Genomic DNA, 14,367 nt, shown 5'->3' with positions numbered 1-14,367 from the left:
TCATGCGCGAGCGGCGACACGAAGCCGACTTCTCACCACCACGCGGGCTGAACAATGCCCACGTGCAGACGCTGCTGCCGCGCCTCCTGCCGCGCCCGCCACTGGCACGCGAAGTGGAGGTGCTCGAATTGCCTGACGGCGACTTCGTCGAGCTGAACTGGGCCAGCCCCCAGCCCGCAGATCCCGAGGCGCCGGTCTTCGTGCTCTTTCATGGACTGGAAGGCTCCTTCGACTCCCCCTATGCGCGGTGGCTGCTCTCGGCGGCAAGCCAACTGGGCTGGCGTGCCGTGCTGATGCACTTCCGTGGCTGTGGCAGCCAACCCAACAGGCTGCCCAGAGCCTATCATAGCGGTGATACCGCCGACGCCTACTGGCTATTCGGACACCTCGCACACCGCTTCCCCAAGGCACTGAAGGTGGCGGCCGGTGTCTCGCTGGGTGGGAATATGCTGCTCAAGCTGGTGGCCGAACAGGGGGGGGGACGGCCTGGATCTGGCCGGTGCCATCGTGATCAGCGCGCCATTGGACCTGGCAGCCAGTGCAGACCGTCTCCATCAGGGGTTTTCACGAATCTACGAGCGGCACCTGCTGAGCGCGCTCAAGCGCAAGGTAAAATACAAGCTTGACCGGGACGCGCTGCCGCTGCCGCTCGATGCCCGTGGATTGGCCAACCTGGACAGTCTGCGTGCTTATGATGATGTCGTGACTGCACCGTTGCATGGCTTCGATGGGGCCGAAGACTACTATCAACGGGCTTCTGCCGGTCCCCTGCTGGGAGACGTCGAGCTTCCGACCCTGATCCTGCACGCCGATGACGACCCCTTCATGCCGGCGAGTCTCTATGATCGCCTGCCCGACCCCTCTCCTGCCGTGCATCTGGAAATCGCACGGTTCGGGGGACATGTCGGCTTCATGGAGTGGCGTAATCGGCGGCTGGAACCCTGGCTTGCCAGGCGCATAAGTCGTGAGCTGAAGTCCTGGAGCAGCCCGGCGATTCCCTGGCCTGGCCGCGCCGGGTCCCACCTCACCCGATCGGGCAGCTGATGCCGGTGCCCTTCAGGCCACAGTAGCCGCCGGGGTTCTTATGGAGGTACTGCTGGTGATACTCCTCGGCCATAAAGAAATCGGTGAGCGGAGCGATCTCGGTGGTGATTCTCCCCTGCCCGGCCTGGGACAGTGAAAACTGGTAGGCATCTCGGCTGCGCTGGGCCGCTGATTGCTGCGTGCCACTGGTGGTATAGATCGCCGAACGATACTGACTGCCGATGTCATTACCCTGACGCATGCCCTGGGTCGGGTCATGCGCCTCCCAGAAGGTGCGCAACAGCGTCTCGACATCGAGCTCGCCGGGGTGGAAGACCACCCTCACCACTTCCGCATGGCCGGTCAAGCCACTGCAGGTCTCTTCATAGGTGGGATTGGGGGTGACGCCACCGGCATAGCCAACGGCGGTGACATGAACTCCCGGGAGCTGCCAGAACAGCCGCTCTGCCCCCCAGAAACAGCCCAGACCCAGCACAATGACTTCATGCCCATCGGGAAACGGCGGCAGCATGGAGTGGCCGTTGACCACATGTATACCCGATACGTGAAGTGGGCTATCGCGCCCGGGCAAGGCGCGTGCAGGGTCTATGATCATTTACTCTCTCCTTGCGCTTGAGTGCGCTTAAGGCTTGTGTCGACAGATTCACGCACGGTTCCTGGACTATGGATCGCTATCGAGCTGCGGTGGTTTCCCCGGACGGGAAAAGGTATAGACCAGATCGACCGCTTGCGCCGCACCCGAAACGGCCTGCACATAGAGATTCCTCCATAGGGTATAGCGCAGGGTTAGCTCGGCGATTGGCGAGAAGATACCCACGCCGTAGCTGATACGAAGGTCCTCGGTGAGATAGCCGGTTACCACCACCTGACTCTCGTCTCCCATGCCGGCCGTTTCCAATGCCAGGTCATCAATGCCGAAGGCCTGGCCGATAGCGCCCACCGCACCGCCGGTCTGCCCCAGGGTGAGGCCGACCAGCGCGGCCGTGAGAGCCCCGTCGGCATCCCCATCTCGCGGCGCACGGCCGCGCAGGAGATAGGATAGGGCGCTGGCTTCATCCATGGCCGGCTCGGAGAATATCTCCAGGGCCGGTTCGGCGGCAAAGCCGCTGACCCGCAGCCCCGCGATGACACCGTCGTCGGTCAGGTCCGGATTACGGATGGCCTCGAAGTCGAGCAGTGGCTGATCCGGTGGTCCACTGAAGAGTAATTGTCCCTGTCTGATCATCAGGTCCTGGCCGAAGGCACGGAAGCGCCCGTCGGTTAGAATCACGTCACCGAACAGCTGCACCGGGCCATCCTGCTGTCGAACCTGTAACGTGCCACGTAACCCCGTTTCGAGTCCGCGGGCTTCGAACTGCATGTCGGGACCCAGGTTCAAGTCGATGCGGACGTCCAGCGACATGCCAGCTTGCTGCAAGGCCACCGCAGCGGCCTCATCCGCCCCGGCCTCTTCCTCGAGTTCGGCGGTACGCCTGGCCCGGGCATCATCGCGGCGGGTGATGATGATTTCGTCGGGGCTGGGCGAGACGGCAGCGGGCGGTGTATCGCCTATTTCGAGCCGTGCCCAGGGGATTTGCACGTCACCACGTACCTGGAGCTGGGTCGGATCGATGCGTACACGCAGGTCGGGCGCAATGCGCAAGCGGCCGAATTCCGGCATTGTGACCAGCAGCGGTTGCCGCGTGCCGTCCAGGTCGATCCCGATTCGCCAGTCGTCCGGCGAAGGCCAGGCCGCATCGCCATTGATCACCAGCCGCCCATCGTCGCTCTCCACAAAGCCCATGATACGGGCTGTCTCGCCGTCGAATTCCACCCGGATGCGGCCATCCACTATGATCAGCGGGATGTCCATGCCGCTGGCCTCCAGGCCGCTCAATTCCAGGGCGCCGTTCAGCTGCGGGGATTGGCCGGTGCCCGATATGTCAACTCGCCCATCGATGACGCCCTCCAGGGTAACCATGCCGGCGGCCAGGGTACGATAGCGTGACAGATCGAGTGTATCGAGAGTCAGGGTCCCCTCCAGGGCGCCGTCCCCGGCCGGATCGTCCTGCCCCACGCGCAGTTGAACGCGGCCGGCATCGGCCAGGCGCAGGTCAAGGTCCAGATCGACCCTCTGCTGGCTGGCATCCACATTCACCCTCAATTGCGTGGCCGGCAGCGACCAGGGTTGCCCGTAGATATCCATTCCGTGGAGAGAGAGGTCGCTTTCCAGATCGCTCTGCAGGCGCCACTGAGCGCCTCCCCTGCGCCACTGAGCCTGAAGGTTCATGTCGGTCTGGCCCGTCGCACGCCACTCTTCGGGCAGCCACTCATCCAGCAGCTCCATGGGCAGCCCGCGAACCGAGAGAGAGGCATCACCGCTCTCCGCACTGGCTTGCAGCGTCTCGTCGAGACAGATGCTGCCGCCCTGCTCGCGGCTCAGGCAGAACGGTTGCACGCGCGCACTGCCGGCTTCGAGATCGGCACTGAAGCTCAGTGGTTCGTCCAGGCGGATATCGCCGTACTCGGCAGATACCTCCAGCGGATGGATGCGCCCGTTGTAGCGCTGGCGGTCCTGGGAGAGCCCTCCCTCAAGCACCATTGAGGCCTGTGACAGTGGCATGCCGCGTCCGGCAATGGCGTCCAGCGTCAGCGCATGGTCCGACAGGTGGCCGTCGAGAAGGAGGGAGATCTCGCTGAAGCGCTGTCCACCGGCATTGAGGTTCTCGATATCCAGCATCAGGTCGAGCGCGGGGTCGTCCAGCCCCCTGACGCTGCCCGACAGCCCCAGGCTCTCCAGGCGATTGTCGGAAAACGCCAGGCTATCGCCAAGGAGCTCGATGTCGATCTGTGGCGTCTCGAGACTTCCCGATGTGGTGAATTGCCCGGCCAGGCTGCCGGCCAGGTCGTCGTGCAGGTTGGAGAGGTTGGGCAGGTCGAGCTCGCCGTCAAGGCTCATGCTCTGCTCTGTTACCGCGCCGCTGGCGGAGAGGCGATTGTCGGCCTGGCGAAACTCGAAGCGATCGATCTCCCAGCGCATTTCGCTGTCACCGCTGAGGCGCGCCTGCAGCGACATAGGCAGCGACTGCAGTTCGCCACCGATATCGAGCCGAGGCACCTCCACCTGCCAGCCATGAAGCCCCTGGGCAAACGCCACTTCGATATCGCCGCTCAGGCGGCCATCGGTGGCGTCGGTAAAGGTGCCGGGATCGATGTTATCGAGGCGGATGACAGCGCCGACGTCGACGCCATCGGTCCAGTCGACCCGGCCCCTGGTGATCAGCGAGGCATCCCCCAGAGTCAATGACAGGGGCAGCCAGGAAAAGTGTTCGAAATCACCGCTGCCTGACAGGGCGACACGGGTACGCGGTATCTCGGGTCCTTCCACCCGCATGGAAAGGGCGGCGCTGTAATCGAGCAGGCTGCCCGACAGTCGTAGCGACAGATCCTCGATCAGAAAGGGGTCGACCAACACGTCTTCCTCGTCCTCAGGCACCTCAGTGGCCAGGCGCATCGGCAGTGGCCACTGAATCAGGTCGCTCTCCAGCGAAGCGGTAAAGGGCAGGGTCGGCTCCAGTGCGTCGAATCGAGCCCTCAGCTCAGCGTTGACAGGGCCAGCGGCAGCCAGCTCGGCCTCCAAGTCGCCAAGACTGCCGCTCAACAGTAGCTCGAGGCGCTGTCCGGCGAGCTCAGGCATGATTTCCGGTAGCCACAGGGTGGTCCGTAGTCGGGCTGTGAGAGGATAGTCACCCCGCAGGGTTACCCTGCCGGACAGGTGGGCGTCGACATCCAGGGTGGCGAGATCCAGCGAGGTCACTTCGACCTCCTGCCCACTGGCTTCGAGACCGAGCGTCAGATGCCGGATCGCGTAGTCGACCGGGCCGGTGAACTCGACCTCCTCGAGCCGGAGGTGAGGCATCGACACCGACAGCGGGAGATGAACTTCCGGAAGTCCGATGCGCTCACGCTGGGTCAGTGCCAAAATCGCATCGACCTCGGCAGCGATGGCGGCCGGCAAGGGTGATGCCAGGGCAAGCGTGGCATCGATGGCTTCGGCGGAGAGGCGCTGGGCGTCGGTGTCGTTTTCTTCCAGGGCCAGCTGAGCCCCCGGAGAGAGTGGGAGGCGAATGCGCAGGCCGGTAAGCCGAGTCGGCAACAGGTCCAGGTGTGACTTGGCAGCCTCAATGCCGGACGTGAACGTATCAAGCTCGATTCGCGTGCCATCTCCCAGTTCCACGGCCGTATCGACAACCTGAAGGTCGGGGGCCGTGATAGCCAGGGGTAGGTGAATCGGCTGACTGGTGGCTTCGGTGTCCTCTTCCCCGGCCTCCAACGTTCTCGGCGGTGTGTCTGCCAGTTCGATAGCGGCATCAATGGCTGGAGCCGATAGGCGCTGTCTGCTCTCTTCGGTAATGGCTGGAGCCAGCTCGGTCCCCGGCGAGGCGGGAAGTGAAACGCGCAGCCCTTCCAGCCGGGTGCTCAGCAGTTCTAACTCAGAGGCGCTGGCCCTGGCAGCCGAACTGAAGTCATCGAAAACAACACGCGTACCGTCCGCCAGCTCCAGCTCCACGTCGATCAGGGATAGCGCACGTAGCTCCACCGGAAATGGCAAACGAATGTTTCCTGCAGGCTCCCTCTCTGCCTCCCGTTCAGCGGCTGGTTCACCGGCTTTGAGATGAATTCGCGCGCCCTCGACGGCCAGGTGTTCGATACAGAGTTTGCCACGAAGCAGGCAGTCATCGGCCCAGGCCAGATCAAGGCGCTGTAGCGACACCCTCGCCGGCCCGGCCTCCAGTTCCAGTCCGTGCAGAACCAGCCGGTCGAGGGGAGCGCCTTCAGCATCCTCCAACTGGTAGAAACCCCGTTCGGCCCCCTGCTCCAGCAGCAGGCCTGCCCCCCATGGGGACAGCGCCAGGCCCAGCGCAAGGACGACCAAGCCCAGCAGCCAGAGCGGCAGTAGGATAAACAGGCGTACAAGAGACCAGAGCAGCAGGCGAGTCCTCAGAATTCCGGGCCGATGGCGAAATGAAGGCGCCACGCATTCTCCTCGTCGTCAAAGGGGTGGGCGACATCGAAGCGTACCGGGCCGACGGGTGAAATCCAGCGAACCCCGAGGCCGGCCCCAGTGTTGAGTGAGTCAGGTCCCCAGTCATCGAAGGCGTCACCGGTATCGATGAAAGCGGCGCCCCACCAGTTACCGGTGATGCGTTGCTGAATCTCGGTACTGGCAGTCAACATCTGTTGGCCGCCGCGCAGGCGGCCCTCCTCGTTTTGGGGAGCCAGTGTTTCATACCCATAGCCACGTACCGTGCGGTCGCCGCCGGTGAAGAAGCGCAGTGATGGGGGTACCTTGGAAAAATCACTGGTTTCGATGGCACCCAGGCCCAGGCGGTTCACGAAACGCAGATTGCTGCCCAGCATGCGAATCCATTCGGTATCGCCCGTCATGCGCAGAAAATCGGCATCCGAGCCCCACATGCTGTCGGAGTATTCGAAGGCAATTCTCTGGCGGTCGCCCCAACTGGGAAACCGAGGGTCGCGAGTCCGTGTCCGTGACCAGCTCACCCCGGGGTAGTAGATAAGGACGCTGTCGGCTTCCCCGCCCTGGGTGAAGTCCTCGTAGGTGGCGCGGAGGTAAGCTGTCTGTACCCAGCGGTTGTCGAACTCCCAGCGCCGTGCCAGTTCGATCGTGTTCTCGAGTGTCCGGGTATCGTCCATGTCCCGATGACGCAGGCCGTACTGCAGGCGGAACTGGTCGCGCAGCGGGTCGTCCAGGGGTAACAGGTAGGTACCGGTCAGGCGCTGCTCAGGCTGAGAGATGAATAGATCGTGGTCGAGGCTATGGCCGTAGCGGTTGATCCAGGGCTGCTCCCAGCCAAAACCCAGCCGGGGCCCTACGTCAGTGGCGTAGCCCACGGCGACCTCGAACTGGTGCCGGTCTGCCGGTGCCAGGACGACATCGATCGGCATGACGGGGCGTTCGGGTCGATGCAGCGTGGTCACGGCGGCGAGTGCTTCGGCGGACAGCCGTGGTCCATCGCCAGGCTGCGGCGGGGGGGCTGCCGGAGCGCTGGGCAGTGTCGCTTCACCCTCGGTGCCCACCTCGTTCCACCAACCCAGTTCAGGTGGCGACAGGGCCAACTGACGGCGACTGTCCAGCCGAGGGCGTACGCTGACCGAGCTGAACCAGCCTGCCTGACCCAGGCGCTGGGCATAGAGCGCTACATCGCCGGCGAGATAGGGCTCTCCCGGAGTGAAGGGAGTCATCTGGCGAATTCGCTCTTCGAGGATATGGCTTCCCCGTACGGTCACGTCACCAAAGGCGTAGCGAGGGCCGCTGTCGAGCGCCAGGTAGAGACGTGCGCTCTCGTCGAAGGGCCGGACTTCCATGCGCCTGTCAGTGAAGCGCCAGTCGAAGTAGCCTCGTTCCAGGGACAGGTTGGCAAGGCGATTGCGCATCCGGTCCCAGGGAGCATGCAATAGCGGGTCTCCGACCTCCAGCGGGAAGGCCTCGACCGTATCGCGAAAAGGATCGTCGCGTCGGGCATCGCCATCCAGGTGAATATCCAGTACCTCAATGATGACCTGGGGGCCCGGTTCGATCACCAGCTCGACATGACGGGGCGGATCACGCTCTTCGAGTCGCTGGTGGACCTGAGGTTCATAATAACCATAGACCCGCATGGCTTCCCGAGTGCGACGCAGGACTTCGCCTTCCAGCCGCACTCGTCCGTACTGAGCGGCATCGAGGCTGCTCAAGTAGTGACGAACATTGTCGGCGACATCACCCTCCAGCCCGTCGATACGGGCCTCGAGGGCCAGTGCATCCTGGCCCAGGCACAGGAGCACTGCCCCAAGGCATGCTGTTACGCGTTTTCCCATATCAACGGTTTCCTGACTGGCTCCAACTCACCCGGCGGACCGCCATCCCACCTGACGGCATTATTGCAGGGCTTCCAGCCCGGCACTCAGTGCGAGCTGGGCCTGACGCAGCCCGATCAATTCGGACTCCATGGCGGTGAGTCTGTTCTGCAGTCCGCTAACCGTTTCCTGATGTTCTTGCTGCCCTGACGCAAGGCCTTCCAGCTCGTCGCTTAAGGCAGCGATACGTTCAGCCACGCTCTCGAGCTGACCGATCAACTCTGCTTCCTGGCTCTGGGTGTGCTCATTCAGTGCGGCCAGTTCCTGCTCTATCTGAGCTTGGAGCTGGCCATCTCGTTCAGCAAGCTCTTCCGCCAGTGCGGCATGTATATTCTGCTGGAGGTCGTCCAGCTCATCGAAACGCGCCTGCCATTCCGCCAACTGCGCGTCGGTACGCTGGGCGGAGTCGGCTACTATCTCGATGCGTGTCGCCAGTGCCTGGCGCCCCTCTTCACTGGCTCGCTCCAGTGCATTCATCGATACCTGAGTTGCGCTCAACAGCGCGTCCCGGTATGCGGCTTCCTCGGCCATGGTTTCTAACTGACCGGTCAGGCCATCAATCCGTTCAACCGTGTCATCGAGTCGGGATTCGTCGATGTCAGCGACCTGCTCGACCTCAAGCTCGAGATTCGCTGTGCGCGCCGCCAGGGACTCGCTGCGACTCTCCATCGTCGACAGGCGTGACTCGATTCCCTCCAGTCGGTCGCCTCGGCCCTCCTCGGCATCGAACCGGGCATGCACATTAGACATTTCGCCGCTGAGTTGCCGCAGTTGCTCGTCGAAGCGCTGACGCTCCTCCCAGGCGAACCATGTCACCGCCCCCAGGGCAATGACCAGAAGGAACACCATAAGCCGAAGCGGCCAAAGCCTGGGCATGGGCTGCGACGGCCGACGTGCCCGCGTCAGGCTGGTATCCGGGTCGGGAACGATGGGGCGTCGATCGGGCGGACGCGCTTCTGGCATGGCAAATTCCTTTCAGCAAAGGCGGCAGGCGCCTCATTGTAAGCAGGGAAACCACCTGCACGCACGCTGTTACCTCAACGCGAAGAAGTCTGCGTGGGATCGGCCCGGCGGCCGATTCCCCGGTAGGCAAGCCCCCAGCTTGCTACATGGGAGGGGTCGTAGATATTTCGACCATCCAGCAACAGGCCCTCTCGAAGCTGTCCCGCCAGCCTGGCCCAGTCCGGATTCCAGTAGTGCTTCCATTCGGTGACCAGCATCAGGGCATCCGCTCCTTCGCAGGCAGCATAGGGGTCTGCGTCGAACAGCTCCAGCAATGGATGGTCGCCGACTTCGGCGCGCAGCGCCGCCGTGGCGGCGGGGTCGTGCAACCTAACCCTGACGCCCTGGGCCCACAGTGCCTTGAGTAGTGTGAGGACCGGTGCATGATCGATGCGGGCCGAGCCCGGCTTGAAGGCCGCGCCCCATATCGCCAGGGTGCGCCCTTCCAGACGGCCGTGGAAATGGGTCCAGAGCTTGCGAAACAGCGTCTCCTTGACCTGTTCGTTGATATCCAGGACCTGTTCGAGCAGTGCGGAATGACGCCCGCTGGCCTCCTGAACATTGGCCAGCCGCATCAAGTCGCGGGAGAAGTTGGGTCCGCCGAAACCGCAGCCTGGATAAAGGTACTCATAGCCGATACGTGAGTCGGCTCCCATGCCCTGGCGGACATGTTCCACGTCCACCCCGAGGCTATCGGCCAACCCCGCAATCTCGTTCATGTAGCTGATACGCGTTGCCAGCATGCCGATGGTGGCCAGCTTGGTCAGCTCGGCGGCACGACGCGGCATGCGCTGCACCACATCGCGACGGCGATTGAAGGCGCGGAGCAGTTCGCGCACCTGGGCTTCGGCGTGATCGTCATCGCAGCCCAGCAACCAGCGGCCTGGGCGTGTAAAACTTGCCCAGGCGCGCCCCTCCTCCAGCATGTCGACCAGGGCCACGGAGCGTCCCTTGGGCGATCCCAGTCGCGTCTCAAGTCGCTCGGTCTCGCCCACAGGGAAGGTGGAGTTGTTGACCAGCATCATGTCGCTGGCGTGACGTGCGGCGGCTTGCTCGACCAGTTCGCCGGCCTCGTCGCGCTGCTCGGGGGAGAGTGCGAGCCAGAGAATATCGATGTCACCCGGCTTTGCGCTGTCAATGCCCTCAACTGTGAGGGTACCGAGCTCGCGCCCCTCCCGGATACCGGCCATGAGGTCGGGCTCGCGCTTCAGCCAGTCGGCTTCCAGCAGGCGGGGCCAGGGCAGCGAGTCGTGGGGCACCCAATGGACCTGGTGCCCTACCCACGAGAGGGCGGCGGCCGCCGTGGCGGCCGCAAGTTCACTTCCATGAATTTCGAGTCGCATGGCGGTTACTCCGGCTGGCTATAGCGGGAGAGCAATTCGCGAAAGCCCTCGCCGAAGCGCGGATGACGACGGCCATAGACAAGGGTGGCCTCGAGATAACCGAGCTGGTGGCCACAGTCGTAGGTCTTGCCTCTCATTCGCCAGGCATCGACGCCATCGGTCTGGCGCAGCGTCTCGATGGCATCAGTCAATTGAATCTCATTACCGGCACCGGGCGGTGTTTCTGCCAGCAGGCCGAAGATGCGGCCCGGCAGGATATAACGGCCGATGACGGCCAGGTTGGAAGGCGCTTCATCACGTGACGGTTTCTCCACCACCCCATTCAGTTGGCAGGACTTGCCGGGTGACGGCGCCCCACCTTGGGGGTCCACGATGCCGTATTGATGAACATTCTCCCATGGCACCTCCTCCACCATCAGCTGGGAGCGTCCACTGGCCTCGAAGGCATCGATCATGCCGGCGAGGTCGTTGCGCTCGAGTCCATCGCCATCCACCAGAACGTCGGGGAGAAGTACGGCAAAGGGCTCATTATCTCCGATCACGGGCCGAGCGCAGAGTACCGCATGGCCCAGGCCCAGGGGCTCGGGTTGGCGAACGCTGATGATATTGACGTCGTCGGGAACGATGGCTCTCAGCTCGTCGAGAAGCTCCTGCTTGCCTTTGGACTCAAGGCTCGCTTCGAGCTCGAAGTGCTTGTCAAAGTGATTCTCGATGGCACTCTTGCTGGCATGCGTCACCAGGACGATATCGCGAATCCCGGCAGCGACCGCTTCATTGACCACGTATTGGATCACGGGACGGTCGACGATGGTGATCATCTCCTTGGGAATCGCCTTGGAAGCCGGCAGGCAGCGGGTTCCGAAACCGGCCACGGGGAGAACAGCCTTGCGAATCATTGTGCCTTCCTTGTCGCTTGAGTCGGTTGAGGAAAATCACCCTCCGGGTCACCGATGATTCCGTCATGGGAAAGCCCGGGTCGCTACGGGTACAATAGTGCATGATACCGAAGGTACTGAATGTTGCCAGGGTGCGGACCAATTCACACGGAGATATACCATGAGCGCTAGCCTCCATCACCACAATGTGGACCAGGCCGAAATTGCCAAGTTCGAGGCGCTGGCCAGTCGGTGGTGGGATCCGCAGAGCGAATTCAAACCGCTGCACGACATCAATCCGCTGCGTCTTGATTTCATTGATGCACGCTGTGGTCTGGCAGGTCGCCAGGTCCTGGACGTGGGCTGCGGTGGCGGCATTCTTGCCGAAGCCATGGCTCATCGCGGCGCCCGTGTAACCGGCGTGGACATGGGCGAGGCTCCTCTCGGCGTGGCGCGCCTGCATGCCCAGGAAAGCGGTGTCGAGGTGACCTATCGCCAAGCCAGCGCGGAGGAGATGGCCGCCGAGCATGCCGGCGAGTTCGACGTGGTGACCTGCATGGAAATGCTGGAGCATGTGCCCGATCCCGGCTCCGTCATTCGCGCCTGTGCCACCCTCGTCAAGCCTGGTGGTCACGTCTTCTTCTCGACGCTAAACCGGAACCCCAAGGCCTACACCCTGGCGATCATCGGCGCCGAATACCTGCTCAGGATGCTCCCCCGCGGCACTCATGACTACCGCAAGTTCATCCGCCCCTCCGAACTCGCCGGCTGGTGTCGGGAAGCGGACCTGGAGGTGCGCGAACAAAGCGGCCTGGTCTACAATCCGCTGACCCGCCGCTACCGGCTCTCGGAACAAGATGTTTCGGTCAATTACCTGATGCACTGTCGCCGGGAGAAAAGTTGATGCAGTTGCCGGACGCGCTGCTGTTCGACCTGGACGGGACCCTGATCGACACCGCACCCGACCTGGCACGAGCCACCAATGCCCTGCGTGCCCATCATGGGCTGGCGCCACTGCCCTACCCGGTGATCCGCGCCCAGGTCTCCAATGGGGGCAGCGCCCTGGTCATGCTGGCACTGGGACTTGAAAAGGCCCATGACGGCCATGATGAGGCCCGGAGCTTCCTGCTCGAATCCTATGGCCAGGCCGTGGCTGAAGAGAGCCGGGTATTTCCCCCGCTGGATCGCCTGTTGGCGAGCTGGGAGTCCATGCGCTGGCCCTGGGGCATCGTCACCAACAAGCCTCGAGCCTATGCGGCGCCCTTGATCGACGCCCTGGGCCTGATGCCAGGCGCCCTCCTCTGCGCCGACGACCTGCCCGTCAAGAAGCCGTCTCCCGAACCGCTGTGGGCCGCTGCGGAGGCATTGGGCGTCGCGCCTGAGCGGTGCTGGTATATCGGCGATCATCTGCGCGACATGCAGGCGGCGCGTGCCGCCGGCATGCCGGCCATTGCTGTGGGCTACGGCTACATCGAGGAAGGAGACGACTATCGCGACTGGCCGGCCGACCTATGGTTCGAGACCAGCGCGTCCCTGGCAGAGACCCTGATGCCCGCTCCCGCACTCTGATCCAGGCACAGGGTGCGGGGCATCAGGTCAGGCCATGACGCCGGGGCTATGCCGACTTCGGCGGCTGCGCGTCGAATCGCTCGCCGTTATGGCCTTGACTGTCGGGTCCCATCAGCCACAGGTAGGTGGGCATGATGGTTTCCGGCGTTGGCAGCGTCCCGGGGTCTTCGCCCGGGTAAGCATTGGCCCGCATGGTCGTGCGCGTCGCACCGGGATTCAGGCTATTTACCCGAAGGGTGCCGAGGTGTTCCACCTCGTCAGCGAGCACTTCCATGAAGCCCTCGGTTGCGAATTTGGAAACCGAATAGGCCCCCCAATAGGCGCGTCCCTTGCGTCCCACGCTGGACGAAGTGAAGACTACCGAGGCGTCCTTCGATGCCTGCAATAGCGGCAAGAGCGCCTGGGTCATCCATACCGGTCCATTGAAATTGACCTGCATGACCTGCTCCCAGAGCTCGGGATTGTACTGCTCGAAGGGGGTTATGCGTCCCAGCAGGCTGGCATTGTGCAGGAGACCGTCGAGGCGGCCGAACTCCTTGTTGAGCATTTCCGCCAGGTCGTGATAGTCCTTGAGCGTGGCGCCTTCGAAGTTCAGCGGTACGATCGCGGGCTGAGGACAGCCTGCCGCTTCGATCTCGTCGTACACCTTTTCCAGCTTGGCAAGCGTGCGGCCCAGCAGTATGACCGTGGCTCCATGGCGGGCGAATTCCATAGCGGCCACACGGCCGATGCCATCACCGGCTCCGGTGACCAGAATGACACGTCCTTCAAGCAGATCGGCTGGCGCCTGGTAGTCGATCCTGCAACTCATCGCGGCTCCTCGTCCTGGGGCGGAACCAGTCCTCACAGGGACTGGCGTAGAAAGTCGTTGGCAAGTCCTGCAGCGCTGCTGTCGGGATAGTCATCTCGCACCCTTTCCAGCAATTCTCGGCTCTCGCCGGGCTCTCCCTGGCGGGCCTTGATCAGGCCAAGCTTGTAGAGGGCATCGGGCAGCTTGCTGCTCTGTGAGTGGTTCTCGATGACCCGCTGGAAGGCGGCTTCGGCTTCGGCCAGATTGCCCTCCGCGGAGTGCAGCTCGCCCAGCCAGTAATGCCCGTTGGCCGTCAGGCTGTTGTCAGGGTGCTCGACCACAAAGGCTTCGAAGGCCCTGATCGCATCCTGGAATTCGCGTGCCTGCACCTTGGCGAAGGCAGCCTGATAGGCGGCCTGGGCGTCGGCGCTGATGCCGCTCGGTGAGGGTGTTTCGGCGACCTGGCGGGCAGCCTCCTCATCGACTTCCGGGCGTGCTTCGATACCGGCACTGCTTGCCATCAGCCGCTCGTCAAGATCGAGATACTGCTGGCGCGTCTGGTTACGCAGCTGTTCGAGCTGATGGCGCAGCTCTTCGATCTGGCCGCGTAGCTGCTGAATTTCCCGCTGGTGCTCCTCCACCTGGTTGAAAATGACCAGGCTGCCCCGGGACTCTTCCCGCACTTCTGCCTGATCCATGAAGGAGCGCGACGGAGAAGCGGTCAGGTCCTCGACCACGGGGCGCTGCTGTGCAACGGCAAGGCTCATCACGGACAGCGGGAGCACCAGGGCTCCCGCGCCGCACAGCCTTTTCAGACTGTGTCTCATGTTGGACTCCATTGGCG

General features: G+C 63.3%; 12 protein-coding genes. 4 read left to right on the top strand and 8 right to left on the bottom strand.

Annotated features, from left to right (window positions below):
• Positions 1-2: 2 nt before the first annotated feature.
• Together KZO25_RS19985 and KZO25_RS19980 are read left to right on the top strand one after the other, a co-directional pair.
• Complete coding sequence (locus tag KZO25_RS19985; RefSeq protein ID WP_262488912.1) at positions 3-626, top strand: YheT family hydrolase; 624 nt, start codon at positions 3-5, stop codon at positions 624-626.
• A complete protein-coding gene (locus KZO25_RS19980) occupies positions 508-1,044 on the top strand; it encodes a YheT family hydrolase (protein ID WP_262488924.1) in 537 nt (178 codons plus the stop codon). Before KZO25_RS19985 ends, KZO25_RS19980 begins: the two co-directional genes overlap by 119 nt.
• Here KZO25_RS19980 and msrA read toward each other — a convergent pair.
• The 6 genes from msrA to galU all read right to left on the bottom strand — a co-directional run bounded on the left by msrA (position 1,025) and on the right by galU (position 11,185).
• Positions 1,025-1,639, bottom strand: a complete 615-nt coding sequence (gene msrA, locus KZO25_RS08610) for a peptide-methionine (S)-S-oxide reductase MsrA (RefSeq protein ID WP_223136631.1) — start codon at positions 1,637-1,639, stop codon at positions 1,025-1,027. The two genes, KZO25_RS19980 and msrA, sit on opposite strands and share 20 nt — an antisense overlap.
• Positions 1,640-1,705: 66 nt before the next feature.
• Positions 1,706-6,061, bottom strand: a complete 4,356-nt coding sequence (locus KZO25_RS08605) for a translocation/assembly module TamB domain-containing protein (RefSeq protein ID WP_316935619.1) — start codon at positions 6,059-6,061, stop codon at positions 1,706-1,708.
• Positions 6,025-7,905: an autotransporter assembly complex protein TamA gene (locus KZO25_RS08600; protein ID WP_223136630.1), complete on the bottom strand. Its 1,881-nt coding sequence runs from the start codon at positions 7,903-7,905 to the stop codon at positions 6,025-6,027. The genes KZO25_RS08605 and KZO25_RS08600 overlap by 37 nt, the downstream gene beginning before the upstream one ends.
• Before the next feature lie 60 nt (positions 7,906-7,965).
• Positions 7,966-8,907, bottom strand: a complete 942-nt coding sequence (locus KZO25_RS08595; RefSeq protein ID WP_223136629.1) for a hypothetical protein — start codon at positions 8,905-8,907, stop codon at positions 7,966-7,968.
• 74 nt (positions 8,908-8,981) lie between these two features.
• A complete protein-coding gene (locus KZO25_RS08590) occupies positions 8,982-10,289 on the bottom strand; it encodes a UDP binding domain-containing protein (protein WP_223136628.1) in 1,308 nt (435 codons plus the stop codon).
• A gap of 5 nt (positions 10,290-10,294) precedes the next feature.
• The gene (galU, locus tag KZO25_RS08585) at positions 10,295-11,185 is read right to left on the bottom strand and encodes a UTP--glucose-1-phosphate uridylyltransferase GalU (RefSeq protein ID WP_223136627.1); all 891 of its coding nucleotides are present in this window, start codon (positions 11,183-11,185) and stop codon (positions 10,295-10,297) included.
• Positions 11,186-11,345: 160 nt separating this feature from the next.
• Between galU and ubiG the strand changes: the two genes are divergently transcribed.
• Positions 11,346-12,068, top strand: coding sequence for a bifunctional 2-polyprenyl-6-hydroxyphenol methylase/3-demethylubiquinol 3-O-methyltransferase UbiG (gene ubiG / locus KZO25_RS08580; protein WP_223136626.1), 723 nt, complete (start codon positions 11,346-11,348; stop codon positions 12,066-12,068).
• A complete protein-coding gene (locus tag KZO25_RS08575) occupies positions 12,068-12,733 on the top strand; it encodes an HAD-IA family hydrolase (RefSeq protein ID WP_223136625.1) in 666 nt (221 codons plus the stop codon). The genes ubiG and KZO25_RS08575 overlap by 1 nt, the downstream gene beginning before the upstream one ends.
• A gap of 46 nt (positions 12,734-12,779) precedes the next feature.
• Here KZO25_RS08575 and KZO25_RS08570 read toward each other — a convergent pair whose 3' ends face one another.
• Together KZO25_RS08570 and ybgF are read right to left on the bottom strand one after the other, a co-directional pair.
• Entirely contained in the window at positions 12,780-13,544 is a 765-nt protein-coding gene (locus tag KZO25_RS08570) for a YciK family oxidoreductase (RefSeq protein WP_223136624.1), read from the bottom strand.
• A 32-nt stretch (positions 13,545-13,576) separates the two neighbouring features.
• On the bottom strand, positions 13,577-14,350 hold the full coding sequence (ybgF, locus tag KZO25_RS08565) for a tol-pal system protein YbgF (RefSeq protein ID WP_223136623.1): 774 nt from the start codon (positions 14,348-14,350) through the stop codon (positions 13,577-13,579).
• Between the last annotated feature and the right edge of the window lie 17 nt (positions 14,351-14,367).

The sequence above is a fragment of the Halomonas sp. ANAO-440 genome (genome assembly GCF_019915905.1).
In the GTDB taxonomy this organism is placed as follows: Bacteria; Pseudomonadota; Gammaproteobacteria; order Pseudomonadales; family Halomonadaceae; genus Halomonas; species Halomonas chromatireducens.
Note: the sequence above shows the minus strand (reverse complement) of the source record. Positions and strands in the feature narration are given on the sequence as shown.